This window comes from Bacillus sp. FSL K6-1005 (genome assembly GCF_038000225.1).
GTDB classification, from domain to species: domain Bacteria; phylum Bacillota; class Bacilli; order Bacillales; family Bacillaceae; genus Bacillus; species Bacillus mojavensis.
In genome coordinates, this window is sequence record NZ_JBBOBP010000001.1 from 2537501 (window position 1) to 2563618 (window position 26118).

Here is a 26118-nt window from a genome sequence, read left to right on the forward strand (position 1 = left end):
GCAGTCGAGTTGCAGACTGCGATCCGAACTGAGAACAGATTTGTGGGATTGGCTTAACCTCGCGGTTTCGCTGCCCTTTGTTCTGTCCATTGTAGCACGTGTGTAGCCCAGGTCATAAGGGGCATGATGATTTGACGTCATCCCCACCTTCCTCCGGTTTGTCACCGGCAGTCACCTTAGAGTGCCCAACTGAATGCTGGCAACTAAGATCAAGGGTTGCGCTCGTTGCGGGACTTAACCCAACATCTCACGACACGAGCTGACGACAACCATGCACCACCTGTCACTCTGCCCCCGAAGGGGACGTCCTATCTCTAGGATTGTCAGAGGATGTCAAGACCTGGTAAGGTTCTTCGCGTTGCTTCGAATTAAACCACATGCTCCACCGCTTGTGCGGGCCCCCGTCAATTCCTTTGAGTTTCAGTCTTGCGACCGTACTCCCCAGGCGGAGTGCTTAATGCGTTAGCTGCAGCACTAAGGGGCGGAAACCCCCTAACACTTAGCACTCATCGTTTACGGCGTGGACTACCAGGGTATCTAATCCTGTTCGCTCCCCACGCTTTCGCTCCTCAGCGTCAGTTACAGACCAGAGAGTCGCCTTCGCCACTGGTGTTCCTCCACATCTCTACGCATTTCACCGCTACACGTGGAATTCCACTCTCCTCTTCTGCACTCAAGTTCCCCAGTTTCCAATGACCCTCCCCGGTTGAGCCGGGGGCTTTCACATCAGACTTAAGGAACCGCCTGCGAGCCCTTTACGCCCAATAATTCCGGACAACGCTTGCCACCTACGTATTACCGCGGCTGCTGGCACGTAGTTAGCCGTGGCTTTCTGGTTAGGTACCGTCAAGGTACCGCCCTATTCGAACGGTACTTGTTCTTCCCTAACAACAGAGCTTTACGATCCGAAAACCTTCATCACTCACGCGGCGTTGCTCCGTCAGACTTTCGTCCATTGCGGAAGATTCCCTACTGCTGCCTCCCGTAGGAGTCTGGGCCGTGTCTCAGTCCCAGTGTGGCCGATCACCCTCTCAGGTCGGCTACGCATCGTTGCCTTGGTGAGCCGTTACCTCACCAACTAGCTAATGCGCCGCGGGTCCATCTGTAAGTGGTAGCCGAAGCCACCTTTTATGTTTGAACCATGCGGTTCAAACAAGCATCCGGTATTAGCCCCGGTTTCCCGGAGTTATCCCAGTCTTACAGGCAGGTTACCCACGTGTTACTCACCCGTCCGCCGCTAACATCAGGGAGCAAGCTCCCATCTGTCCGCTCGACTTGCATGTATTAGGCACGCCGCCAGCGTTCGTCCTGAGCCAGGATCAAACTCTCCGATAAAGTAGTTTGACTGACTACGCACATCGCTGTGCGATTTATTTAAAACTTGAATTAACAGGTACGTTTTGTCTTGTTTAGTTTTCAAAGATCATCAGCACTTCTTGGAGAAGCGACTTTATTAGTATAACATTTCGACTTTGTTTTGTCAAATGTTTTTTATTTTATTTCTCCGCCGCTGTGAGCTTGTTTTTTCAGAAGCGCATCAGCGACGTTTAATAATATACCATGCTCAAGAATCAGAGTCAACATCTTTTTTAAAAGAATATCCTCGATGAAAGACAGACTGTCCTTTGGTTTCCATTCGGCACACGCTGATAAGACCTTTTTCCGTCAGGTAATCAAGCATGACGCCAAGGTCTTGAGTAAAATGGATTAAGTCAGGATGCTGAAGAAGCTCGCTAAATTGCCATATGTCCTTTTCTTTCATGACTTCGAAAAGATGTGCTGAACCAATCTCAGCTTTAGAATGAATCAGAAAATCATTTGCTAAGAATAATAATTCAAGCCTTTTTTCCAGGCTTTCGTGACTTTCAATCAGTTCGGAATATAATTTGTACACTTGAGGCTCGATTTGACGCACTTGACTCCACACAGTGGTTTCAGGGTGGAATCCTCTGTCGATTACTTCAATACGTGCGAGATGATGCAGGGCATGAACTACCGCATTGTAGGCATCTAAAAATTGATTGGCTTCAAAGAAAGCTTTTCCTTCAACGTATCTTCTAATTAACTTGCCGTATTCAAGGCCGATCTTCAGTTTGCGTTCTGCAAACGGAAAAGTATTAAGCCTGTCGATAAGCTCAGCAATATACTCATTGCGGTCAAACATGACTCTTCCGTTTACAATCCAATCTATCATTCTTCTATTTGTGCCGAGCAAAATCCATTCTTGAACCTGAGCATCAGTTATCACATGTAAAGAGGCTGTTTTGTGATCAAATTCATAATGCTTTATAAAAACAGGTTTATCAGACTGCTTTACAATGACAAGCAAAGCGGCATCAAAGTTATCTGTCAGGGAAGATGTTTTGTTTCTTCTCTCAATCATAATAACAGCCAATGTATTAGGATGGCTTGCTCTTTCTTGATAAATTGGACGGAGAAGATTTTCCATCACTATTCCTCCAATGCAATTGTTCAATTTTTTCATTCTCTATTTGATTCAATTCTATGGTTAAATCGAAATTCCTTTTTTCTAAACACATTGAACTATTATAAACAATTTCAAAGCAAGTCTCCATATTTAAATTCCATTTCAAACGAAAACATGAAGAAAATCCCATCGGGTTTGTGCTATATTTAATTCAGAGGGGGATGGACATGGCGAAATACTCCAGCAAAATTAATAAGATTAGAACGTTTGCGTTAAGTTTGGTTTTCGTTGGGTTTATCATTATGTACATCGGGATTTTTTTTAAGGAGTCCGTTTTGCTTTCGAGTTTGTTTATGATACTTGGGCTTTTATCCATCGGACTCAGTACGGTTGTTTATTTTTGGATCGGCATGCTCTCGACCAAAGCGGTTCGTGTCATTTGCCCTGGCTGTGAAAAAGAGACCAAAGTTTTAGGCAGAGTAGATATGTGTATGCATTGCAGAGAGCCGCTGACGTTAGATCAAAGCTTAGAAGGAAAAGAATTTGATGAGTCTTATAATAAGAAGAAAATGTCGAAATAAATAAGCTGACCGTTTTGCGGTCAGCTTATTTTAATGGTTTTCTTTTTTTGAACACTCTTGGCAGACGCCGTAAATTTCTAAACGGTGGTGGCTTACTTTAAAGCCGGTCACATGTGCAGCGAGCTGCTCCACTTCGTCAAGGCCGGGATAGTGGAAGTCCACAATTTTACCGCAGCTTTCACAAATGGCGTGATAGTGATCGGATGTAACAAAATCAAATCTGCTAGAAGCATCGCCATATGTGAGCTCTTTTACCAGGCCGGATTCCCGGAACACACGCAAGTTGTTATATACCGTCGCTACGCTCATGTTAGGAAATTTCCCTTCCAGAGCTTTATATATATCGTCCGCTGTTGGATGAGCCATAGAGTTAACGAGATATTCCAGAATCGCATGACGTTGAGGAGTAATGCGAACTCCGGTTTCCTTCAACGTTTCTAAGGCTTCTTTTAGTTCATGTGCAGCCATCCGTCATGCACCTCTCTTCTAAAAAAGATTCTTACATTATAATGTTTATAATTAGTGTACCTCTTTTTACGATAATTTGTCAATTGATATTAGGGTAAAAGTTGCAGCATCTATTATGAAGCTGACTGACAATTTTACTTTTCCGACATATCTTTGAGCGTCTGGAGCGCTTCGGCTACATGGTCTTTCACTTTTACCTTTCTCCATTCTTTAACGAGCCGGCCATCTTTGTCAATTAAAAAAGTGGAGCGTTCAATTCCCATATATTCTTTTCCGAAGTTTTTCTTCAGTTTCCACACATCAAATGCCTCCGCCAGCTTGTGTTCGTCATCGACAAGCAGCAAAAACGGCAGATTGTGCTTTTCTTTAAATTTCCCGTGTTTTTCCTCGCTGTCCGGGCTAACGCCGATAATCACAGCATCCAGCTCAGCGAAGTTTTCATGGCTGTCACGAAAATCGCAGGCTTCAGTTGTGCATCCCGGTGTCATGTCTTTTGGATAAAAGTAAAGGACGATATACTGCCCTTCATAATCCGATAATTTTACTATTTCCCCATGATCACCTTTCAACTCTATATCAGGCGCTTTTTGTCCGATTTCAATAGTCATTTCATTACCTCCGGATGTTTTTGTATTAAGCGTATCCAATTCTTGTCCAGATTACAACCATGGCCCCTGATCTTGAGCCTGAATCCGTTGTTCTTGTCTCAAAGCATGCTACAATAGAGGGGACGCATGGAGATATAGGAGGTTATTATTTTTGTATACAAAATCAGTTGAACTTCACCGTGAAGCATTAGAGCATATTGTCGGCGGTGTAAACAGCCCTTCAAGATCATATAAAGCAGTTGGCGGGGGTTCTCCTGTTGCAATGGAGAAAGCAAATGGCGCTTATTTTTGGGACGTCGACGGAAATAAATATATTGATTATTTGGCGGCTTACGGCCCGATCATCACCGGACATGCCCACCCGCATATTACAGAGGCGATTAAAAAAGCCGCAGAAAACGGTGTATTATATGGAACACCGACAAAACATGAGGTTACTTTTGCAAAGATGCTGAAGGAAGCCATTCCTGCTATGGATAAAGTAAGATTCGTCAATTCAGGGACAGAAGCTGTGATGACGACCATCCGAGTGGCTCGTGCTTACACAGGCCGCACCAAAATCATTAAATTTGCAGGCTGTTATCACGGCCATTCAGATCTTGTGCTCGTAGCGGCCGGCTCCGGTCCGTCTACTCTGGGCACACCTGACTCTGCCGGTGTACCGAAAAGCATTGCAAACGAGGTCATTACAGTTCCATTTAATGATATTGACAGCTACAAAGCGGCCTTAGATAAATGGGGCAGTGAAATCGCAGCGGTTCTGGTTGAACCGATTGTCGGCAACTTCGGTATCGTTGAGCCAAAAGAAGGTTTCTTAGAACAAGTAAACGAACTGACTCACAATGCGGGCGCCCTCGTTATTTATGATGAAGTCATTACTGCTTTCCGCTTTATGTATGGCGGTGCTCAGGATCTTTTACAGGTTAAACCGGATTTAACTGCACTCGGAAAAATTATTGGCGGCGGACTTCCAATTGGAGCCTATGGCGGGAAACAAGAAATTATGGAGCAAGTCGCACCGCTCGGCCCTGCATATCAGGCAGGAACAATGGCCGGAAACCCCGCTTCTATTTTATCTGGCATTGCTTGCCTGGAAGTGCTGAAAGAAGAAGGCGTGTATGAAAAGCTTGACCGTCTTGGCGCTATGCTTGAGGAAGGCATTTTGGCACACGCAGAAACCCATGGTATCACAATAACAGTCAATCGCTTAAAGGGTGCACTGACGGTTTACTTCTCTGATGAGAAAGTAGAAAATTACGATCAGGCAGAACGCAGTGACGGTGAAACATTCGCTACGTTTTTCAAGCTGATGCTGGAGCGCGGCATTAATCTCGCGCCTTCTAAATATGAAGCGTGGTTTATTACAACAGCACATACAGAGCAGGACATTAAAGATACGCTTGCTGCTGTTGAGGATGCTTTTAAACATCTTAAAAAGTAATATTGCACATCAGGCGGACAGGAGCTTAAAGCTCCTGTTTTTGTGTACTTTTAAAAAGCGTGTAAGATTTTGGTCTTTTTCTTGAGAAATAGCTTGAATAATTGTATTGATCCCTGTATATTACTTAATTGTTTAGCAAATAAACTCACAGGGAATTTTAATGATTAGCCATTTGCTAGGTCAAACAATTTATTATAGAAAGGAATGCACGCACAAACCAATGAAACTTGGTGCCCGCATTTTCAAAACAGGGATCGCGATTACGCTGGCTCTTTATTTAGCCTCGTGGATCGGACTTCCCGCACCGATTTTTGCTGGAATTGCAGCGATATTTGCGATCCAGCCATCAATTTACCGCTCTTTTCTTATTATTATTGATCAGGTTCAGGCAAATATTATCGGAGCTGTTATTGCCACAGTATTCGGTCTTATTTTCGGACCCAGTCCGATTATGATCGGATTGACAGCAGTGATTGTTATTACCATAATGCTGAAGCTTAAAATTGAACATACGATTTCCATTGCTCTTGTTACAGTTATTGCGATTTTAGAATCTGCCGGTGACGACTTTTTAATGTTTGCGCTGATCAGAACAAGCACAGTCATTTTAGGGGTGCTTTCTTCCTTTATCGTCAACCTGGTGTTCCTGCCGCCTAAGTACGAGACAAAGCTGATTCATAACACAGTCGAAAACACTGAAGAAATCATGAAATGGATCAGGCTGATTATGCGCCAGTCAACAGAGCATTCGATTTTGAAAGAGGATATTGAAAAATTGAAAGAAAAAATGCTCAAGCTAGATCAGACATATCTTCTATATAAAGAAGAAAGAAGCTACTTTAAGAAAACGACTTACGTGAAATCAAGAAAACTTGTCCTGTTCAGACAGGCGATAATAACCGCAAACCGGGCGCTCGACACGCTGAAGAAGCTGCATCGCCTGGAAAACGAGATTTATCATATGCCTGAAGAGTTTCAGGAAACACTGACTGAAGAACTTGATTACCTGCTTTATTGGCACGAGCGGATTTTGATGAGGTTTGTCGGCAAAATTAAACCGCATGATGATACAGATGAAGAAGGCATCCAATACAAACAGCTGCTGACAAAGTCATTTCTTAAAAACCAGCGCAACTCAGATGATGAGCTTCTTGATTATAATATGCTTAATATTATGGCAAGCGCTGTAGAATACCGCGAGCAGCTTGAACATTTAGAAACACTTATTACAAGCTTTCAAACGTACCATCCGAAAGACTGCGAAATGGAAATAGAAGAGTAGCCCGGTTCATATGCCGGGTTTTTTTATACAAAAAAATCTTATATCCTTGATAAAAGGATATAAGATTGAAGTTTAATTCAAGTTTTGGATTGTGAATAAGTGCTTGTATTGACTGTCATAATCCATCAGTTCATCATGAGTTCCGGTTTCAATGATTGTTCCGTTTTCCATGACGACAATTTTATCCGCATGCGTAATCGTTGATAAGCGGTGAGCCACGACAAAAGTTGTTCTGTCCTTCGCCAGTTTATCCATCGCTTCTTGAATGTAGTGTTCACTTTCAAGATCCAAAGCTGAAGTGGCTTCATCCAAGATCAGCAGCGGCGGATTTTTCAGAAATACACGCGCAATGGAAATCCGCTGTTTTTGTCCCCCAGAGAGCTTAACGCCTCTTTCTCCTACACGGGTCTCATACCCTTCCGGAAAACTCATAATAAAATCATGTGCATTAGCTGCTTTTGCGGCTTCCATAATGTCTTCAAGCGTGGCGTTAGGTTTTCCGATCGCGATATTTTCTCTAATCGTTTCACTGAATAAAAAGGTATCCTGAAGCACCATGCCAACCTGATTGCGCAGACTTCTTGCTTCATAATCCCGAATATCTGTCCCGTCAATCAATAGACTGCCGCTTGATACATCATAAAACCTTGGAATCAGGCTGACGAGCGTGGATTTCCCTCCGCCGCTCATTCCAACGAGAGCTACAGTTTCTCCTCTGATTACTTTTAATGACACGTCATGAAGGATGTTTTCTTTTTCCTTTTCATATTGAAACGATACATTTTGAAATTCGACTTCTCCGCGGATATGGTCAGCTTTGATGGCATTTGGTTTGTCAGTCAGCTCATACGGCTCGTCAATAAATTCAAACACCCTGTCCATTGAAGCGATTGACTGCGTCAAGGTTGTAGATGAATTAATCAGCCTTCTGACAGGGTTATACATTCTGTCGATATATCCGACAAACGCAACCATCGTTCCGACAGTCAGCGGTCCGTTGATGACAAAATATCCGGCAAATGCAATCACGATGAGCGGTGCCAGATCTGTAATGGTGTTGACAACTGCAAAGGTCTTGGCATTCCAATTCGTATGACTAATTGCTTTATCTAAGAAATGGCTGTTTTTTTCGTTAAAGTTGGCCTGCTCATGGTCTTCTATCGCAAAGCTTCTGATCACCGGCATGCCTTGAATCCGTTCATGCAAATGCCCCTGCACCTGAGCAAGCGCCTGTGACCGTTCTCTTGTCAGCTTTCTTAAACGGCCGTAAAAATACTTCACTGATATTCCGTATAATGGAAATAAAACCACGGAAATAAGCGTTAATTTCACGTCCAGTGTCAGCATGATAGAGATCACGATCAAAATCGTCAGCATATCGAGCCATATATTCATCAGACCTGTGATCACAAAGTCCTTTGTCTGTTCCACATCGTTGATCACTCGGGAAATGACTTCCCCTGTTCTAGTATTCGCATAAAAACGAAGACTCAGCTTCTGTATATGATCAAACAGCTTGGCTCTTATATCATAGAGTACCTTACTGGCTGTCCACTGGGCAAAATATTGGCGATAATATTCAACTGGCGGGCGCAAAATTAAAAATAAGGCGAACATGATCGCCATAATGGTGAACAATGACGTTGTTTTGTCACTGGCCGTGCCGCCTCCTTGAATAATATCGTCAACTACGTACTTCAAAAGCAATGGGAGAGCAAGCGGAATGGAGAATTTTACGATCCCGATTAATACTGTAATGAAAATTTGCTTCTTATAAGGTTTGACGAATTGCATATAGCGTTTCATAACCCCCACGTTGATTCCCCCTCTCTTTATCATGATGTGTGTGAGCCCATGTGAAAAACCTGTTGTACCCCGCAACAGGTTTTTACGTAACCATTATTTTGTATAGCGCAAATACCGTTCATACCACATATCGACAAACTCGGGCGCAAACGGTCCCTGCCGCTGATGAATCCAGTGAAGCAGCGTATTTAAGTAGTCTCTTAAAATACTGTCAATTTCTTTTGGATAATTCATGGCTTTCCGATGATCATCATACTCATCTTCGTCGAGAATATTATAGGTCATGTCAGGAAATACCTTGACATCCAAGTCGTAATCAATATATTTAATTGCTTCGCCATCATAGGCAAACGGAGAACTGATGTTGCAGTAATAGTGAACCCCGTCTTCCCTCAGCATCCCGATGACATTAAACCATTGTCTTGCGTGAAAATAACAGATTGCGGGCTCTCTGGTTATCCATGTCCGGCCGTCTGATTCGGTTACCATCGTCCGGTCATTGGCTCCGATGACACACATTTCTGTACTTTTTAAGATTGTCGTTTCATTCCAAATTCTGTGGATCAGCCCGTTATGCTTATAGCTGTGAATTTGAATGGTTTCTCCTTCCTTGGGATAACCCATATTTCTCCCCTACTTTCTATAAAGCCCTACAGTTAGTATGTCCAAACTTGCTTACCGACAACGTCTTTTACCTATTATAACGTTACAAATTGAAAAATGAAAATAAAAGAGCCATTCCGGCTTGGGAATGGCACATTCCTGCTCTACACAAAGGAAGACGGCTTTTCTGAGCTGCGATATGAACGAATCACCTGCTCTGTCTGCTTTTGAAACATATCCTGTATATCAGCAAGATGTTTTCGTTTTACCGCAATTTCATCCTGAATACCGCGCAGCCTTGCATCCCTTTCCAAGTGCCGGAGTTCTGCTTCGATTTGTTTGCAGCGGTCGAGCTCTGATTGGAGATCGAGAAGCTTGTCCATCGTTTTCATCTGTTCTATTACCAGCTTTTCAAATTCCGTCATCGGTTCCTCCTTCAGCCCTGGTCAAAGTCTAAACGTTTCCACCATTAATCATTTCGATCCTGATCTGGCAAACCCTTTGACTCATTCTGTTGAGCTTTCACAAGTTTTGTCGTTTTTCAAACAGAAAAAAGCACTTCCACCCGAAGATGAAGTGCTTTTTTCTGTTTCAGTGATTAGCTGTTTTGTTGTTTGTTTTGTTCAGCAGATTGGTTTTGCTGTCTTACCTGCTGAGTGTTTGTTTCGCTTGCGAATTCAGTGCCGAATTGACCTTGTTGGCCAGCAGCTGATTGTTGGTTTTGTTTTCTGACTTGCTGAACGTTTGTTTCGCTAGCAAATTCAGTACCGAATTGACCTTGACCAGCAGCTGATTGTTGGTTTTGTTTTCTAACTTGTTGAGCGTTAGTTTTGCTGAAATTATTTGAGTTAGCCATTGTTATCACCTCCACGGTCATTAGAATGTGCAGGTAATCGATTGGCTATTCCTTTTTTCAAAAAAATTTTTTAAACGAGCAGTGAGCGCCCGCCGTCAACGATAATGGTCTGTCCGCGGATCATATCAGCTTTTGAAGACACTAAAAATTCAACCGTATCGACCATGTCTTTAATCTCTACCATACGTCCCGCCGGGGTATTTTGACGCGCATCCTCCAAAAGATCTTCTCTGTTCGGGAAGTGTTTGAGCGCATCTGTGTCAATCGCTCCGCCTGATACTGCATTTACGATAATCTGTTTTGGTGAAAGCTCTACTGCGAGATAACGGGTTAAAGCCTCTAATGCAGCTTTTGACACACCGACTGTCGTATAGTTTTCAAGGTAGCGGATTGAACCTAATGAGCTGATGCTGACAATATGACCGCCGCCGTTCTTCTCCATCAGCTTTGCCGCTTCCTGAGCGCAGAAAAGCAAGGCTTTTGCATTGATGTTCATCGTCCAGTCCCAATGTGTCTCCTCTAATTCCATAACTGGTCTCAATACACCTGATGCAGCGTTATTAACAAAGACATCCAGCCTTCCAAAGGTTTCATCAATTTGCTGAAACATCTCTTTAATTTTTGCGGGCTGTCCCACGTTTGCTTTTACAATAAGCACTTTAACACCAAGTTTTTCGATTTCTTCCGCTGTTTCCAGAGCGGCTTTTTTGCTGCGTGCATAGTTAATGACAATATTATAGCCATTTTCCGCAAGTCTGATCGCCGCTGCTTTTCCGACGCCGCGGCTGCTTCCTGTTACGAGTGCGCATTTATTTTGTTCCATTTTTTCCTCAGCTCCTTGTAGCGTATAGTTCTCTTCATTCCACAAACAATAATGGCAAGAACTTTAAAGGGGGTCTTCCGTTATGTATGTCGGACGAGATATGAGCGAATTGACCATGATTTCCAAAAAGGACTGGAAAAACAGTGAACTCGCCTATTTTCATCATGCCTTTCAGCAAATTATGCCTTATTTGAACGAAGAAGGCCAATCAAAATACCGTGAATTAACCCAAGAGATTGAAGCGCGCGGCGGAATGAAGCGCAATGAAGCAGACTACAGCCACGGCACGCGCGTCAGTTATGATTAAGGACTCTTACCGAGCAGCCGAATTATATACTCCGGCTGCTTCCACTGCCATCTTCCAAATTTTTTGATGTGACACTGGAAACGCGAATTCTTCGAGCTCTTCCTTCGTTACTTTTTTCAGTTCTGCAGCATCCGACACTTGTTTTACTTTACCGAAAAACACAGAAATATTCCATACCAGGTGGGTGAAAACATGCTCCACTACACCTTGGAGATCACTGATTTCAGCTTGTATGCCAAAATCACTTTCTAAAAATGCAGTGAGCTGCTCGCGCTCTGTTTTCATTCCTTTTTGTGTTTCAAGATTCGGGAATTCCCACAGATTGGCTAGCAGTCCCTTAGACGGGCGTTTATGAATATAAACTTGTCCGTCATCATCTGTCAGTACAATTGCAGCCATTGTTTTGATCCCGGGTTTTTTCTTTTTGCTTTTCACCGGGAGTTCTCGTTCAGTCCCTTCTGCAAACGCTGAGCAATGCCGCTGGACAGGACAAAGCAGGCAAGAAGGTGATTTTGGCGTGCAGATGATGGCTCCCAGTTCCATTAAACCTTGATTGAAATCCGAGGGTTTTTCTTTTGAAATAAACACACGGACCGCTTCTTCAAAAACGGTTCTTGTTTTTGGTTTAGCAATATCATCCCAGATGGACAGAATTCTCGACATAACACGCATCACATTTCCGTCAACCGCAGGAATCGGTTTATTGTAGGCAATGCTTAGCACTGCTCCTTTTGTGTAAGGGCCTACGCCTTTTAAGCCGCCAAACTCTTTTTCTTCTGATGGAACAACTCCTCCGTACTGCTGCTTCACTTCTTTTACAGCGCTTTGCAGGTTTCTGACCCGCGAGTAATAACCGAGACCTTCCCATGCTTTGAGCACTTTTTCTTCATCGGCATCAGCGAGCGCTTCTACTGTCGGGAATTGCTCCACAAACCGTAAAAAGTAAGGAATGACTGTCTCTACTCTCGTTTGCTGGAGCATCACTTCAGACACCCACACTTTATACGGATCTTGGTCCTCTCTCCACGGCAGAATGCGCTGTTCTCTTTCGAACCATGTAATTAAATCATTTTGAAATTGCTGTATATCTTTTTGTCTTACCTTATCTTCAAGTACGTTCATATGTGTTTCTCCCCAGTCTCTCGCGCCCCGCTTTTCTTTAGACTGTTTTTTGTTGTACACTAAGGGCACAGTACGATAATATGTTACATTAAATAGAAGTAAAGAAAAAGCGGAAACATATGAGAACGATTGAACAGGTTAAAAGATTGGGTATATAAAATTAGGGAATGTCTTACAAAGTGAATGTGCAGGATAAACCTGCAAGGAGGTCACCTATGGATACGGGCACACATGTTGTCATGGGCATCGCACTCGGCGGAATTGCGACACTGGATCCGGTTGTCGGAACAGATCCGGCAATGGCTCACGCAGTCATGATCGCTACGCTTGCGGGCTCACAGGCTCCTGATATCGATACTGTGTTAAAACTTAAAAATAATGCTGTTTATATAAGAAATCACAGAGGTTTTACCCATTCTATTCCCGCCGTTTTGTTTTGGTCTGTCATCATTCCGGCGATTTTGCATTTATTTTATCCTCAGGCTGATTTTCTGCATCTGTGGCTGTGGACATTGCTGGCAGTCGTTCTGCATGTATTTGTGGACATTTTCAATGCATACGGAACACAAGCCATCCGGCCGTTTTCGAAAAAATGGGTGGCACTCGGGCTGATTAACACATTTGATCCGTTTATTTTCATCAGCCACCTGGCTGCCATCGCGGTCTGGTATGTCGGCGGCAGCCCCGGTATCACATTTCTCACCTTATACGTCATACTGGCAGGCTATTATATCTTGCGCCTGATGATGCAGCTGCGAATTAAACGGCAGCTCCGTGAGCTAATTGATGAAGAGATCGAAAGCATTATCATTTCACCGACGATGAAATTCCGGCAATGGCGAATTGCCGTTACGACCGCACATGCTTTTTATGTAGGAAGGAGCATGGACGGGCATGTGGTGATACTTGATACATTTAATCGGGTGCCGGTTCCTGAAACCGATGTTATGCAAGCTGCGAAACAGGATGACAACATTGCAGCGTTTCTTTCGTTCTCTCCGGTTTACAGGTGGGAAGTGGATACGTATAAAGACCATTATGAGGTCCGGTTTATTGACCTGCGTTATCGGAGTAAAGGGCACTATCCGTTTGTGGCAATCGTTCATATCAGCCATGATCTTGAAATACGCTCATCTTATACTGGCTGGATATTCAGCGAAGAAAAGCTTCAGAAAAAATTAAAGCTCGGCTCTATTTAGAGCCGGGCTTTTTTGCGTCTTGTATAAAAAACAGCTAGGAGCAGACTGATGAAAGAAATCACAGCCGATATTTTAAAATATGGCGGATAGTAGGTCAGTTCAATTTGATTGTCTCCCTTTTGCGCCTTAAAACCAATAAAAGTGTAATCGGCTTTTTCAATTTTCTGCTGCTTTCCGTTAATTTTCAGCTCCCAGCCTTTCTCATACGGAATCGGGAGCATGATGTACTGAGGTTTGGAATTGTGATATGTGAATGTCAGCTTGTTTTTATTCCATTCCAGGCTGTCTGTTTTCTCCGTTTTGTTTTGCGACGCAGCGTTTTTTAATGTTTGATAATTTTCTTCAAAAAGCGCGATATCTGAAAGCTCGTACGTTCCTTTCGGAAGCCTGATTGAGATATGATCTGCTTTAGGCACTCTGATGGTCAAATCGTTTACTCCCGTTTTATAGATTGATTGATTTGATTTTCTTGTTGTGACATAATCATTTACCTTTAGCGTAAATCCTTTGTCTCTTGCTTTGCTTTTCAAATAAAAACTGACATAGTAATCGCCCGGACCGACTGATGGCTTTTTCGGGGTGATGATCAATTCTCCTCCGTTTTCTCCATTTACAGTCAGGAGTCCGTTTTGATATTGAGCTTGTTTTGCAGCGATGTCCGATTTGGAAATCAGATTCGTCAGATCAGGGGGCTGCTCTGTTTTTTCAGTTGGATCTGCTAATACAATTCCTTTGAGCATCGCTTGCTCTTTTGCAAGTGCAGGCAACTTTTTCAGGTCACTTTCTGCGTAAACCCTTTCGGCTGATTTGACGAAAGGAAGCATATATTGATTTTCATAAACGGTGTAGTGCTCTGATTCCATATGTTTTGTAAAGCCGTATGGAACATTCGCTTCGTTTATTTTTTCCGTCATATAGTATCTGCCGTAAAGCAGGCTGTACAAGTTCGCTCTGTCCCCCAATGAAGCGTAGCGGCTGACACTTTCTCTTCCCATATCGATGCGAAGATCATTCCAATAAAAGGAGAGCAGATGGCTGTTTAAAATGCTCGAGTAGGCGCTGAATCCATTAAACCCGTAAATAATCGGAGTGTTATTGCGCACGCCATTCATCCAGTCGATTCTCACGAGCGGGTCATTGTCTTCCTTTTGCACACGTCTGATGAGCTTAGATTGTTCGTCTCCTTTGTATTCCTCGCTTGTAATATAGGATTTTGAAACACTATCCAGCCCGCCTCCTTCTGAGAGCGCATATTTCTGATAGGTGTTAGCGACAAGCAGCGAAGACAAAATCACCACACCGTATACAGCAAGCTTTGCCCGTTTTTTCACAAAAACTGCGGCAAACAAAGCAGCGATTGTCAGGAACAAAAGCAGTAAGATGCTTTCATTCGCTGGCTTCCATATATCAAGCTCATATCTTTGGACATGATACCAGTAAAGAAGCAGAACAATTGCTGCTGCTGGAAGCAGTTCTTTCCGCCTCAGCTCCTGCAGCTGTGATAAACCTGCCGCTGCTGCCCCGGCGATTGTAAAGGCCAAAATATATTCAAACCGGTTTTGCGGTGCGGAAAAGCCGTTAAAGGCGCTTGCCGCATACGGACTGAAATGAAAGAGAATAAACAGAAGGCTCATTCCGGCAAAAAGGCGAAACACGCGGTGTTTATAAAAAGAAATGACAAACAAAAACAGTAAAAAGATGGCTGGCACCACGATAATCCTGCTCGAAAATAAAATATTATCATCGAAATTCAGCCACTCTATTTTTTCATTATACGGTGGGCGCAGGTTATTTAAATATCCGTAAACCACCGGCACAAATACCGCCGCACTGATACCAAAAGAAATGAGTCCCGAGACAATAAACATTCTGCATTGAACCCATTTTTTCACTTCATGTTCTTCCAGCTTGATAAACCATCTGAACAAGATATAAATTCCAATGAAAATCAGATTTATGTATGCAAAGTAAAAATTGTTGATTAAGCTCAAGGAGCAAGCAATGATAAACCATGCCGGACGCCGCTCTCGGATGATTTTTTCTGCTCCGAGCACGAGAAGCGGGAGCCAAATCATTGTATCGGTGAAAAATTCCCAATACGCTTCGTGGCGAAAGTAAATAATTGATACTCCGTATAGGACAGCACCCGTAAATGCCGCTGCTCTGCGTTTGAGCAAATAGCTGAAAACAGAAGCTGATGTAAAAATAATCAGACTCAGCTTAATAATGCTGATAAAAACGGCTGACTGCGCCCAAAAAAGCGTATCCGCCTCACCGATGAGATGAACGGATTGCAGCAGCCATACTGCGGCGGAAGTCGCAAGAAAAAGAAAAGAAGCAGAAAAATAATAGCCAAGCTGACTGAATGTGCCTCCGCCGAGTCCGAATGAATAATGATAGAAAAAGTTTCCTTGCGTGTATTGTTCATATAATAATTTCTTAAATACGATCATTTGCGCCAGTCCGTCACCGGGACCGGTCATATATCTGCCATCCGCCCATTCTTTCACAAAAAAAGCGTGTGCTAGAACCGCTATAAACAGACTGGCCGCATAAATGAAGACATGTTTTCTTTTTTTCATAAGGATTCTCCAGTCTTGCCGTTAACTTGTAAGCATGCAAAAAAGCACTGCCAATGGCAATTCATTCATTTCAGTGCAGTTTAGTCAGGCGCCGCATGTTTTTCAATTCGTTCGTTTCAGGCAGATCTTTGCTTGGGATATTTGCTTCTTTGATCAAATAATGCGGCCGTTTTTTTGTTTCGTAATAGATTCTGCCGATGTATTCTCCTATGATGCCAAGGCTTAACAGCTGAACCCCGCCAAGAAATAAGACCGCAGATATAATTGTGAAATATCCGGGTACAGAAATACCGTTTGTAAGAATTTTGACGAACGTGGCGATGATATAAATAAGAGAGAGCAGCAATACAAAAATGCCGGTGTAAAAGCATATTCTCAGCGGTTTATGGTTAAAGGAGACAACGCCGTCCATTCCGTAATTAAAAAGGCTGCTGAATGACCATTTGGATGTGCCGTTTTTTCTTTCGACATTTTCGTAAAAAACAATTTTCTGTTCGAAACCGATCCAGCAAAACAGGCCTTTTGAAAAGCGGTTGCCTTCGCTCAATTTCAAAAGTGCATCTACAGCTTGGCGGCTTAACAGCCGAAAGTCTCCGACACCGTCACGCAAATCAACTTCCACCGCTTTGTTAATGAACTTGTAATAAAGGGACGAAAGAAGCGAACGCACGGGGTTATCCCCTTTCCTGTTCCTCTGGGCAATGACTTGATCATAGCCTTCCTCGTAGCCTTTGATAAAGTCCTTCAGCAAATAGGTCGGATGCTGCAAATCGGCGTCCATCACGACAACTGCCTCGCCTTGAACATGTTCAAATCCGGCCAAGATCGCGGCTTCTTTTCCAAAGTTTCGCGAAAATGATATGTATTTCACTCGGCTGCATTTGGATGCCAGGTCTTTGATCTGCTGAAGCGTGTCATCAATACTTCCGTCGTTAATGAAGAATATTTCATAATCATAATGAATGTTTTTGAATTCCTTTTTTAAAGATTCATGAATGAGTTTGACATTATAACCTTCATTGTAAGACGGGATAATAATCGAGATTAATCCTTGCTTCATTAAGGCACCTTCTTTTTATTATTCTTTTTAAGTATTGCCTTAGGGGAATTTGTACACAAATCTTCAGTAAGGCTATTCCTTTTTTTAAAGTCGTTTAAACCTGTTTTTTGTTACATTTTTGGTATGACATTTGAGTATATGTAATGTTATTTTGTCAGGTTTAAAATAGAGTATGAAAAAAAAGCATAGAAAAAGTCTGCCATTTCGACAGACGGTACAAAGAAAATCTGACTTATTGTTTTTCAAGATATTCTAAAATAAGCTGATTCACGATGGCCGGCTTTTCGTGGCTGATCCAATGGGACGCTTCATCCACAAATATTAAATGCCCGTTTGGACAGCGGCTTGCTGTTTCTTTTGCAAGCTTTCTGCTTAAAAAGCGGTCTTCCATTCCCCAGATCATCCGGTAAGGGGCTGTATGGTATTCGCGGGGGTTTTCCGCAAGGCTGCCTTTTCTGAGGGCCCTGTACCAGTTCAGCATTGACGTCAGAGCGCCAGGCTGCTTCCACGCTTCTTTGTACTTTTTGATATCCTCAGAAGAAAAAAGCTCCGGCCGATCAGATAGCCCGATGGCTTTATCTAATTTCTCATAATTATTTTCTTTTAACGCGGCCTCCGGTTTGTCCGGCAGCTGGAAGAAGGCAATGTACGAGCTTTTCAGCCATTGCGGAGGGTAGACTGGCGTTACGGTTTTCATGATGTGCGGATGCGGTATGTTAATGGCGATAAGCTTTTCAACATATTCTTGACGTGTTGATGCCAAGTGCCAGGCTACTGCTCCGCCCCAGTCATGCCCGATCACGATTGCTTTTTGATCAGTGAATTGTGAAATAAGCCCAATGATATCATCTCTTAATGTATCAATTCGATATGCCTCAATTCCTTCGGGTTTATCACTGAGATTGTAACCGCGCTGATCAGGAGCAATCACCCGATACCCCGCATCGGCAAGCGGTTTGATTTGATTTTTCCAGCCATACCAAAATTCAGGGAACCCATGGAGCAGGACAATAAGCGGGCCGTCCTCCGGCCCTGCGGAAGCAACGTGGAGCGTGATCCCATTTGTTTTGATAAACTGACTGTTAACTCCTTCCACTCAACTCTCCTCCTTGACTTTTCGTCATATGTTTCAGCCTTTTCTCCGTCAGCATAAAAGTGATGATACAAGCAGCAATAAGCATGATCAGCTGAAGAATGATAAAGCTTGATCTCAGCAGCACCCCGGCCCCCAAGACAATCAAACCTGACAGGATCATGAGCGTCGCACTGTAACGGTTGGCTTCATTCCATAATCTTTGATCTGACATTGAGCGTCTCGTTCTGAATCCATATACACTGTTAATGGATTTTGGAGGGAACAATTTGATGAAAAGACCTGCAATGATCATGAGCCCTCCGCCGACTAAACAAGCCATATGATCATCTCCTTTCTCATTGTTACGTTCAGAAAGAAGAAATGTTTCAATATCAAGGCAAAAAGACAAGCAAGAGCCTGTCTATTTAGCGTATTTGTAAATCCTTTGTCTGAATATAGCCTTTTACCCCGCCATAATCAACGAATGCCCAGCTGAAATCAAATCCTCCGTCTTCACTGAATCCCCAGCCGAGCAAAGTGACTTCTGTCCCGGAGGAAAGCTGTTTGGCTTTTCCATTTTCCGGTGTTGGTGAATAGAAGGCAGTCTGTTTTGCTGTTTTTGCTTGACTTGCGGTTTTCATTAAGAAATGTGTTGAAATATATGCTTTTTTCCCTTTGAATTCAATTTGAGCCCAATTAGCATTTGCAAATCCCTTTACAGTGACTTTCTGTTCAGATGATACCGTGCCGAGGATCGCGCTTTTTTGATTTGGTTCAGTTCGCACATTCAGTTTTCCTGCTTTAATAACATAAGAATCTGATGATGGCATGGTGACATTCATGGTCTGAGGGGTTGCGGCTTTTGCTGCGGGAGCGGTGCTACATGCTGTGAAACTCAGTCCTGCGGCGGCTGTTAAAGCGAGCAATACTTGTTTCTTTTTCATTTATAGCTCCTCCTCGTATGTTGACAAGATATAAGAGGTATTCCCTGAATGCCCGGTGAATGAAACACTATTTGTTTATTTTTTCTAACAATTAAGGAAATGTTAAGGTTTGTAAGGTGTACATTACATACTAATACTTGTATGATACATTATGTAAGGTATACGTTACATAAAGAGAGGATCAAATTAGATGAAGCACGGGGTTCGTAATTGTGTAAAAGAATACAGAAAAGATAAAGGATGGACACAGGATCAGCTGGCAGAAAACATTCAAGTGACAAGACAGACGGTCATTGCAATTGAAAAACAAAGATATGAACCCTCGATAGGCACTGCAATTAAATTATCTTCAGTATTAGAGTGCTCATTAGATCAATTATTCTGGATAGAAGGAGACAAATAATATGAACATGACGTATCGTACTGGATTGTTTTTGCAAACTTTGCTTCCCATTTTATTGTATGTCCTTTATTGGCATTCACCTTCAACTTTAACACTTCTGTTAGCAGTCATCGGAACAGCCCGAGTTCTTTATTCTGCCGCGCATATTCATAGAAATAAACTCTGGAGAAACGTACACTTTCAGAATGACCAACGCACCCGCTCAAATGCTCATTTCGCGGGCTATATATCACATTGGGTAATGATTGTTCTATTGCTAATAGGTGCTGTTCTTATTCATCAATCTATGCTTCCTTTATCCTATCTGCAGCTGATTGCATATACTGCTTTTCTTGGTTTTATGATTAGAATGGTGATGAGTGATGTACTCAATACAAATGTGTAAAAAACAGCCTGCCGTACTTTATGCCGGCAGGCTGTTTTAATGTAAAAGACCTCTGCTTTGGTTTAAGTAATCATTTACGTCTTCACGGCCGCTTTGGAAAAGGTGGAGCTGGCCGCCGTAGTTCTCAATCCACTGTGTGACAATTTTTTCAGTCATTTTTTCGCCCTGGTAGGCGTGTCCGGCTTTTGCATAGGTTGCCTCAAAGTCACTCCATAACAATTCCACCCATGTTTTAGCCTGAATGTAGCTGATCATATCGTTTTTTTCCAGAAGCAGATTTGTCAGTTTTTCAATATACGTATTCATTTGGTGGTCTCCTTTCCTTCAGGAAAAAAATTACGCTTTAAAACTTCATGTTCTCCATATACTAACCTTACGTCTTCATCTGGCAAGACGCAACTTTTTGATCTCGAACCTAGGGGGATATGACATGGTCCGCAATAAAGAAAAAGGATTTCCTTACGAAAACGAAAACAAGTTTCAAGGTGAACCGAGAGCGAAGGACGACTATGCTTCAAAGCGTCCTGACGGGTCAATCAATCAGCATCCTCAGGAGAAAATGAGAGCCTCCGGCAAACGATAAAAGAAGAACAGCTGCACATGTGCAGCTGTTTTTTACCCTTTATTGACTTGATATTCATAGACGCTTTTCTTTTCAGACAGATGCGCAAAGGTTGACAGCACCAGTCCGCACGCGGTCATCAGCGCCCCTCCCGCAAACAGCCAGGAATAGGAGCCGGTCCCGCTTAAAATGATACCGCCGATCCACGCGCCGAGCGCATTGGCCAGATTAAATGCAGACACGCTCACAGCTGCGGCGATCGTTGTGCCATTCTCAGATGAAGAAAGAACCTTTGTTTGCAAAAGAGGCGGCGTGCCGAATGCGCAAGCGCCAAATAAGAAAGTCCCGACAATGGCTGCGGCCGGATAAACAGCGATGTACGGAAATACCGCAAGTACGCCGATCAAACCGATCATGACGCCAATCATGGTCCGGGTCAGCAGAGGAAGCGGCACTTTTCCCGCAAAGAAATTCCCTGCAACCCCGCCCAAACCATAAGCGAAGAGGGCGCCTGTAATGCCGACTGTGCTGAAACCGGCTGAATTTCTTAAAATCGGTTCGATAAACGTGTAAGCGATAAATACGCCTGAATAGCCTAAAATGGTAATCGCAAAGGAATACAGCACCTGTTTGTGTTTAAATACCCCCCACTCATTCATGAGCATCGGGATGACTTTTGGTTTTCTGTTCGGCACGGTAGCCATCAGGCCTAAAAATCCGATCACTCCAAGCACCGTAATGATGGAAAACACGACTCTCCAGTTTAGGACATCGCCCAAGTAGGAACCGAATGGAACACCCAGCATTAAAGCCACTGTTAAACCACCGTTCATAGACGCAGCGGCTGCGGCACGTTTTTCTGGCGGCACCATTTCACTAGCAAATACCATCGCAATTGCAAAGAATGCGCCGTGAATGGAAGCAGATAAAATTCTTGAAACGGCCAATACCGCAAAATTCGGTGCCAGTGCGCTCATCAGGTTGGAAAGGATGAAAATCCCCATCAATCCAAGAAGCACCGGCTTTCTCGGGAGCTTGACAGAAACAATCGTGACAAGCGGGCCTGTCACACAGACGCTTGCCGCATAAGCGGTAACAAGGAGTCCCGCAGAGGAAACATGTATATGAAAGTCATTGGCAATCGACGTCAAAATACCCATCACCGCATATTCTGTGTATCCAATTGAAAACGTGCAGATCATAAGAACAAAAATAATGAATTTTACAGATGGATTTTTTATACTCAACGTCATCGCCTCCTTTAATTTTTAAAAAACAACGAGTTCCATCTTAAAAGAAATCCAGGATGAATTCAATCATTTTTACTCTAAAAATCGCCTTGAATGTGCTCAAATAAAAAAGAGGCTGATATTCAGCCTCTCGGTCATCCCTGCTTCTTTTGCTGCAATACTGAGATTGGAAGCGCTTCTTCTTGATCGGGAGCCGATGTTCTGTATCCCCAAGCGAAAACGCCATTTAAATAGTTAATGTAAAACTCGTCCTCAGAGCCGTCCACAATATACGTTTCTCCCGGTGAGAAGTCCTCCGGGTTCAGCAAGTAAGCTTTTGCCATTGCAATTTTCCGTTCGAGCACTGCCAGTTCATTGATGATTCCAAGCTGTTCCGCTTTTCTTGCTTTTTCTGAAAGTCCTGCGATTTCTGTATTGAGTTCGTGCGTTGTCATTTGACTGTATCGTTTCTCCATTTTTCAGCTACTCCTCTTCCCGCAGAAATTCCTCGATTAAATCGAGTGAGAATCCTTTTCTAAATAAAAATTGTTTGACCTTCATGGCACTTTCATAGGAGCCGTCATAACGGTATTTTCTAAACGCTTTTTCCGCATGAAGACGCAGCGCTTCTTTTTCAGTGTCTTCATCATTTTCGTATTCAATCTGCTCCAGCGCCGCAGAGATGACATCAAATGAAAAGCCTTTGCGCTGCAGCTGCATCTGGGCTCGCTGTTTGATTTCTTTTGAAGAGAGTTTCTTGTCTTTCTTCAGAAGCTTTTCGATATGCTTAACTGCTTTTTCCGTCTGTTCCTCAAACGAGAAAGAACCTAGCGTATCTTTAATCGTATCGTCATCGATTCCTTTCGCCTTCAGCTCTCTGAACAAAACGTCAGGCCCTTTTCCGTTTGTTTTTTTGTGAGTGCTTACATAGGCCGCCGCAAACTCTTGGTCATTTAAATAGCTGTAATCGTTCAGCCTATGAATCACTTCCGCAATGACGGGCGCCGAGGTTTCTTTTTTCTTTAAGTAGTCTTCTACCTCTTTCGTTGACCTCATTCGATAGGATAAAAACTCAATCGCACGGTTGAAGCCTTTTTTCACTTCATCGCCGTATTGAATCTCCATGATCTCGAGGTCATCAAGCTCTTTCCCCTTTTTAAGCTCAAATTTCACGAGCACATCTGCGTCAACGCTGAAAGCATATTTTTCATCCAGAAAAATATTAAAACGTTCAGTATTCTTCTTTTGCGCTGATATCTTTGTAATAAATGGCATCTTAATCTCCCTTCTCCGGTCTCAAACGCGTTTTCTATGATCAAAATGAGGTAAAGTATAGTTATCAGAACGATGAGGAGAGATGTGTATGAATATTGCAATGACGGGCGGAACGGGTTTTCTCGGTACGCATCTGACTGGCGTCCTCACCCGCCAGGGACATCATGTTTATATCTTATCAAGAAACGCGGGAAAAACTGAACAAAAAAATATCACTTATGTCCAATGGCTGACTGAAGATGCTGCGCCTGAACAAGAACTTCCTCATATTGATATCTGGGTGAACCTTGCGGGAAAATCGATTTTTGGCCGCTGGAATGAAAAAACGAAACAGCAAATTCTCTCCAGCCGGATCGATGCAACCCGGGAAGTACGGCGGCTTATTCATAGACAGGCGGAAAAACCGAAGGCGCTTATTCAAGCCAGTGCAGTGGGCATTTACGGTACTGACCTTGAAAAGACCTTTACAGAAGACTCTCCCACGTCAGACGAGGATTTTCTCAGCCATACTGCACATCTGTGGGAACGGGAAGGGCAAACTATTGAGGCGATGGGCATCCGAACGGTTTACGCGAGATTTGGCGTGATGCTTGGAGAAAAAGGCGCTCTCCCGCTGATGGTTCTGCCATACAAACTGCTGGCCGGCGGAACGATCGGGACTGGCAATCAGTGGCTGTCCTGGATTCACGTGGAGGACGCCGCCCAGCTGATTCTATATGCAATTGAAAACGACAGTATCTCAGGTCCTGTTAATGTGACCTCCCCTAATCCGGTTGAAATGAAGCAGTTCGGAAAAACGATTGCACGGGTAGTACATCGTCCCCACTGGCTCCCCGTTCCAGAATTCTTTTTATCAAAAGCATTGGGTGAGATGAGCCTGCTTATTGTGAAAGGACAGCGCGCTTTGCCTAAAAAAGCAATTACGTCCGGATTCCGTTTTACATTTTCAGATCTTGAATTCGCCCTTTCGCAGCTGCTGACGGACCGAAAGGCTGTATAAAAACGGAAGGAAGCGTCAACCTTAAGAATAACATGGTTGAAGGAGGTCCTTTTATGGAAAAGAAAAGGGAGAAGCACCAGCAAGGAGCCAACCTGAAGAAAATGCAGGAAGTTCTTTATTCGAGTGAATTTAAAAAGGCGGAAAAAGCTGCTAAGCGGAAGTAGGGATACATAGCGCCGGAAAGCAGATACTATGTTTGTTTGATATCACTTTTTAGGGGGAATTTGATATGGGCAGAAATCATATCCACAAAAACCGTGATAAAAACAAACAAAAACTTCCTCAGGTTCCCGATGCGTTAAAACGAGAAACTGACGGCGTTTACGAGGAATATTCAAGCGAACTCGCTGATGCGGATGACCGCGAAGCGCAGGAGCGCGCGAAAGCGGCCGATAAGAGAGCGAAAAGCAAGAAACGTTAATGAAAAACCCCTTGTCTCTGCTTGAGACAGGGGGTTTTTTACAGCTCGGTGAACCGTTCCTTTATCGGTGTGCGTTTTTTCACTTCCGGCATTTCATCAGGATAGCCTGTTTGTATGATCGCGGCGAAGCGCTCGTTATCCTGTAAACCGAAGGCTTGATGCACGTCTTTATCATAGAGGATCTTTCCGCTTTTCCAAACCATGCCGATTCCTTTTTCCCAGGCAAGAAGCTGGAGATTTTGAATCAATGAGCTGGTTGCCGCAAAATCATCATCTCTTGCTCTTTCGTTCTCATCTTCCTGAAATACAACAAGCAGAAATCCAGGCACACGGCTGAGTGTCTTTTTGAAATTTTGGAGTTTTTCTTCCGTCATGTCCGGCTTTGATTTTTTAGAAAATGAAGCAAAGGTTTTAATCAAGCTTGCTTTTCCTGTTTCACTGGAAACGTAAATAAATCTCCAAGGCTCCGTTACTCTGTGATTCGGCGCATATTTTGCCGTTTCTAGCATGTCAAGGATGACAGCCGGAGGGACGGGATCTTGTTTAAATTTACGGATTGATCTTCTGCTGCGTATGATATCCCGCAGTGCTGAATCTTGATTTATCTGTTCGGCTTGAGGCATCAGCTTCACCCTTCCTATCCAATTGAAAATGATTATCAATCATAATCATAACGGAAAGTGCGGCTTTTTGTAAACCTCCAGCCTTATTAGATTTCAAGAATCCGAGTTTCTGAGTAAACGGCAGTCCCTGTCATGTTCACTTTGATGTGATCGTTTTCTCCGTTTATTTCAATTTCCACTCTTCCGTCTTTCCCTATCTCCTGTCCTTGCTCAATGATAAATGTGCGCTGCCCGGACCTGACGTATTGCTGCATGTAAGCTCCCATCACGCCGGATGCTGTGCCAGTCACGGGATCCTCTATTGTTCCTGAATACGGCGACGAAAAGTGGCGTCCGTGCAGGTCGCTGTCAGAGTGAATCGTTTCAAAGGTAAACGGGTGCACTGAGGCTTTTGGCAGATCAACTAGAACTTCCGGAAATTGTTTGTTATTCGGCACCATTTTTTTAGAGGCTTCTAATGATTTGAGCGGAACAATTGCAGTCCATATGCCTGTACTGCCAAAAACAATTGGAAGGTCATCATGAAAGTCCTCCGCCGTAATTCCTAATGCGTCCGCGAGCTTTCCCCGGTCGCCCGTAAATGGTCTGAATTTCGGAGCAGCCTGTTCAAGTGTGATATGAATGCGCCCCTCTTTTTCAGAAATATTTGCTGGCAGGATACCGGCTTTTGTCTGGATGGTGTACGTTTTACCGCTCTCCAGCTTTCTGTTTTCACATAACGCGTATAGGGAAGCGACCGTCGCATGTCCGCATAAATCCATTTCGTGTCCAGGAGTGAAGTAACGGAGTTCAAGATCAGCCGCTTCGCTGTTCCGAATAAAGGAGGTTTCTGAATATCCTGCGAGTTCAGCTATTCTCTGCATTTCTTCTTCTGTGTAAGCATCCCCGTGCAATACCACTCCCGCGGGGTTGCCTTTGCCGGGATTTTCCGTAAATGCTTCATATTTTAATACCTCTGCTTTCATTCGCCTGCCATCCTTTCTGCATCAATGTCTCTGTCAGTATAACAAAATATTAGTGGCAATTTTCAGTCAT

Annotated in this window: 31 protein-coding genes and 1 rRNA gene (1 of these 32 running past the window's edge); 11 read left to right on the forward strand and 21 right to left on the reverse strand. The window is 43.4% G+C overall.

From position 1 onward, the window contains the following. Positions 1 to 1335 (reverse strand): 16S ribosomal RNA (locus tag NST16_RS13435) (it extends 215 nt beyond the left edge of the window). A gap of 229 nt (positions 1336 to 1564) precedes the next feature. Next, complete coding sequence (locus tag NST16_RS13440; protein ID WP_333513738.1) at positions 1565 to 2449, reverse strand: nucleotidyltransferase-like protein; 885 nt, start codon at positions 2447 to 2449, stop codon at positions 1565 to 1567. 206 nt (positions 2450 to 2655) lie between these two features. Between NST16_RS13440 and NST16_RS13445 the strand changes: the two genes are divergently transcribed. Further along, positions 2656 to 3009, forward strand: a complete 354-nt coding sequence (locus NST16_RS13445; RefSeq protein WP_010333473.1) for a YgzB family protein — start codon at positions 2656 to 2658, stop codon at positions 3007 to 3009. 30 nt (positions 3010 to 3039) lie between these two features. On the opposite strand, the gene perR is transcribed toward NST16_RS13445, so the two are convergent. After that, a complete protein-coding gene (gene perR / locus NST16_RS13450; protein ID WP_010333472.1) occupies positions 3040 to 3477 on the reverse strand; it encodes a peroxide-responsive transcriptional repressor PerR in 438 nt (145 codons plus the stop codon). 134 nt (positions 3478 to 3611) lie between these two features. After that, a complete protein-coding gene (bcp, locus tag NST16_RS13455; protein WP_010333471.1) occupies positions 3612 to 4085 on the reverse strand; it encodes a thioredoxin-dependent thiol peroxidase in 474 nt (157 codons plus the stop codon). 151 nt (positions 4086 to 4236) lie between these two features. On the opposite strand from bcp, the gene NST16_RS13460 reads away from it, so the two are divergent. Further along, positions 4237 to 5526, forward strand: a complete 1290-nt coding sequence (locus NST16_RS13460; RefSeq protein ID WP_029441293.1) for a glutamate-1-semialdehyde 2,1-aminomutase — start codon at positions 4237 to 4239, stop codon at positions 5524 to 5526. 220 nt (positions 5527 to 5746) lie between these two features. Next, on the forward strand, positions 5747 to 6808 hold the full coding sequence (locus NST16_RS13465; RefSeq protein WP_101863566.1) for an aromatic acid exporter family protein: 1062 nt from the start codon (positions 5747 to 5749) through the stop codon (positions 6806 to 6808). Between the two features lie 72 nt (positions 6809 to 6880). Here the strand turns inward: NST16_RS13465 and NST16_RS13470 are convergent, their stop codons facing one another. The 5 genes from NST16_RS13470 to fabL all read right to left on the reverse strand — a co-directional run bounded on the left by NST16_RS13470 (position 6881) and on the right by fabL (position 10896). Continuing rightward, positions 6881 to 8623, reverse strand: a complete 1743-nt coding sequence (locus NST16_RS13470) for an ABC transporter ATP-binding protein (protein ID WP_168747248.1) — start codon at positions 8621 to 8623, stop codon at positions 6881 to 6883. A gap of 84 nt (positions 8624 to 8707) precedes the next feature. Further along, the gene (gene ntdP / locus NST16_RS13475) at positions 8708 to 9238 is read right to left on the reverse strand and encodes a nucleoside tri-diphosphate phosphatase (protein WP_003223272.1); all 531 of its coding nucleotides are present in this window, start codon (positions 9236 to 9238) and stop codon (positions 8708 to 8710) included. Positions 9239 to 9381: 143 nt separating this feature from the next. Continuing rightward, the gene (locus NST16_RS13480) at positions 9382 to 9642 is read right to left on the reverse strand and encodes a YgaB family protein (RefSeq protein WP_010333466.1); all 261 of its coding nucleotides are present in this window, start codon (positions 9640 to 9642) and stop codon (positions 9382 to 9384) included. A 173-nt stretch (positions 9643 to 9815) separates the two neighbouring features. Then, entirely contained in the window at positions 9816 to 10073 is a 258-nt protein-coding gene (gene sspE / locus NST16_RS13485) for a gamma type acid-soluble spore protein SspE (RefSeq protein ID WP_010333465.1), read from the reverse strand. A 70-nt stretch (positions 10074 to 10143) separates the two neighbouring features. After that, positions 10144 to 10896, reverse strand: coding sequence for an enoyl-[acyl-carrier-protein] reductase FabL (gene fabL, locus NST16_RS13490; protein WP_010333464.1), 753 nt, complete (start codon positions 10894 to 10896; stop codon positions 10144 to 10146). 82 nt (positions 10897 to 10978) lie between these two features. Between fabL and NST16_RS13495 the strand changes: the two genes are divergently transcribed. Beyond that, the gene (locus NST16_RS13495; RefSeq protein ID WP_010333463.1) at positions 10979 to 11203 is read left to right on the forward strand and encodes a hypothetical protein; all 225 of its coding nucleotides are present in this window, start codon (positions 10979 to 10981) and stop codon (positions 11201 to 11203) included. Between the two features lie 6 nt (positions 11204 to 11209). On the opposite strand, the gene mutY is transcribed toward NST16_RS13495, so the two are convergent. Then, positions 11210 to 12325 (reverse strand): A/G-specific adenine glycosylase, encoded by a 1116-nt coding sequence (gene mutY / locus NST16_RS13500; RefSeq protein WP_340887166.1) that lies wholly within the window; start codon positions 12323 to 12325, stop codon positions 11210 to 11212. 215 nt (positions 12326 to 12540) lie between these two features. Between mutY and NST16_RS13505 the strand changes: the two genes are divergently transcribed. Then, positions 12541 to 13524, forward strand: a complete 984-nt coding sequence (locus NST16_RS13505; protein WP_340887167.1) for a metal-dependent hydrolase — start codon at positions 12541 to 12543, stop codon at positions 13522 to 13524. Here the strand turns inward: NST16_RS13505 and NST16_RS13510 are convergent. From NST16_RS13510 to NST16_RS13530, 5 genes are all read right to left on the reverse strand, one after another. Beyond that, the gene (locus NST16_RS13510; RefSeq protein ID WP_340887168.1) at positions 13521 to 16106 is read right to left on the reverse strand and encodes a YfhO family protein; all 2586 of its coding nucleotides are present in this window, start codon (positions 16104 to 16106) and stop codon (positions 13521 to 13523) included. The two genes, NST16_RS13505 and NST16_RS13510, sit on opposite strands and share 4 nt — an antisense overlap. A gap of 70 nt (positions 16107 to 16176) precedes the next feature. Next, positions 16177 to 17166, reverse strand: a complete 990-nt coding sequence (locus NST16_RS13515; protein WP_010333459.1) for a glycosyltransferase family 2 protein — start codon at positions 17164 to 17166, stop codon at positions 16177 to 16179. Positions 17167 to 17398: 232 nt separating this feature from the next. After that, positions 17399 to 18262, reverse strand: a complete 864-nt coding sequence (locus tag NST16_RS13520; RefSeq protein ID WP_326223832.1) for an alpha/beta fold hydrolase — start codon at positions 18260 to 18262, stop codon at positions 17399 to 17401. Beyond that, entirely contained in the window at positions 18249 to 18581 is a 333-nt protein-coding gene (locus NST16_RS13525; RefSeq protein ID WP_340887169.1) for an SdpI family protein, read from the reverse strand. The genes NST16_RS13520 and NST16_RS13525 overlap by 14 nt, the downstream gene beginning before the upstream one ends. An 85-nt stretch (positions 18582 to 18666) precedes the next feature. Further along, a complete protein-coding gene (locus tag NST16_RS13530; protein ID WP_326329417.1) occupies positions 18667 to 19185 on the reverse strand; it encodes an SH3 domain-containing protein in 519 nt (172 codons plus the stop codon). Between the two features lie 190 nt (positions 19186 to 19375). On the opposite strand from NST16_RS13530, the gene NST16_RS13535 reads away from it, so the two are divergent. Together NST16_RS13535 and NST16_RS13540 are read left to right on the forward strand one after the other, a co-directional pair. After that, on the forward strand, positions 19376 to 19588 hold the full coding sequence (locus NST16_RS13535) for a helix-turn-helix transcriptional regulator (RefSeq protein ID WP_286058840.1): 213 nt from the start codon (positions 19376 to 19378) through the stop codon (positions 19586 to 19588). Position 19589: 1 nt separating this feature from the next. Next, a complete protein-coding gene (locus NST16_RS13540) occupies positions 19590 to 19973 on the forward strand; it encodes a hypothetical protein (protein WP_340887170.1) in 384 nt (127 codons plus the stop codon). Positions 19974 to 20009: 36 nt separating this feature from the next. On the opposite strand, the gene NST16_RS13545 is transcribed toward NST16_RS13540, so the two are convergent. Then, positions 20010 to 20279, reverse strand: coding sequence for a YfhJ family protein (locus tag NST16_RS13545; RefSeq protein WP_024120650.1), 270 nt, complete (start codon positions 20277 to 20279; stop codon positions 20010 to 20012). A 124-nt stretch (positions 20280 to 20403) separates the two neighbouring features. Between NST16_RS13545 and NST16_RS13550 the strand changes: the two genes are divergently transcribed. After that, entirely contained in the window at positions 20404 to 20556 is a 153-nt protein-coding gene (locus tag NST16_RS13550; protein ID WP_010333452.1) for a small, acid-soluble spore protein K, read from the forward strand. 32 nt (positions 20557 to 20588) lie between these two features. Here the strand turns inward: NST16_RS13550 and NST16_RS13555 are convergent, their stop codons facing one another. From NST16_RS13555 to recX, 3 genes are all read right to left on the reverse strand, one after another. Then, positions 20589 to 21782, reverse strand: a complete 1194-nt coding sequence (locus NST16_RS13555; protein ID WP_326329415.1) for an MFS transporter — start codon at positions 21780 to 21782, stop codon at positions 20589 to 20591. Positions 21783 to 21919: 137 nt separating this feature from the next. After that, positions 21920 to 22240 carry a YfhH family protein gene (locus tag NST16_RS13560; protein ID WP_010333450.1) on the reverse strand — a complete coding sequence of 107 codons (321 nt, stop codon included), beginning with the start codon at positions 22238 to 22240 and terminating at the stop codon, positions 21920 to 21922. 7 nt (positions 22241 to 22247) lie between these two features. After that, on the reverse strand, positions 22248 to 23039 hold the full coding sequence (recX, locus tag NST16_RS13565) for a recombination regulator RecX (protein ID WP_268449634.1): 792 nt from the start codon (positions 23037 to 23039) through the stop codon (positions 22248 to 22250). Positions 23040 to 23127: 88 nt separating this feature from the next. Between recX and NST16_RS13570 the strand changes: the two genes are divergently transcribed. The 3 genes from NST16_RS13570 to NST16_RS13580 all read left to right on the forward strand — a co-directional run bounded on the left by NST16_RS13570 (position 23128) and on the right by NST16_RS13580 (position 24460). Continuing rightward, positions 23128 to 24039 carry a TIGR01777 family oxidoreductase gene (locus NST16_RS13570; protein WP_340887171.1) on the forward strand — a complete coding sequence of 304 codons (912 nt, stop codon included), beginning with the start codon at positions 23128 to 23130 and terminating at the stop codon, positions 24037 to 24039. Between the two features lie 53 nt (positions 24040 to 24092). Beyond that, complete coding sequence (locus tag NST16_RS13575) at positions 24093 to 24203, forward strand: YfhE family protein (RefSeq protein ID WP_010333447.1); 111 nt, start codon at positions 24093 to 24095, stop codon at positions 24201 to 24203. Positions 24204 to 24268: 65 nt separating this feature from the next. Beyond that, complete coding sequence (locus NST16_RS13580; protein ID WP_229148989.1) at positions 24269 to 24460, forward strand: YfhD family protein; 192 nt, start codon at positions 24269 to 24271, stop codon at positions 24458 to 24460. Between the two features lie 38 nt (positions 24461 to 24498). Here the strand turns inward: NST16_RS13580 and NST16_RS13585 are convergent, their stop codons facing one another. After that, positions 24499 to 25083, reverse strand: coding sequence for a nitroreductase family protein (locus NST16_RS13585; RefSeq protein WP_024120644.1), 585 nt, complete (start codon positions 25081 to 25083; stop codon positions 24499 to 24501). Positions 25084 to 25169: 86 nt separating this feature from the next. Beyond that, a complete protein-coding gene (locus tag NST16_RS13590; RefSeq protein ID WP_010333444.1) occupies positions 25170 to 26048 on the reverse strand; it encodes a PhzF family phenazine biosynthesis isomerase in 879 nt (292 codons plus the stop codon). Between the last annotated feature and the right edge of the window lie 70 nt (positions 26049 to 26118).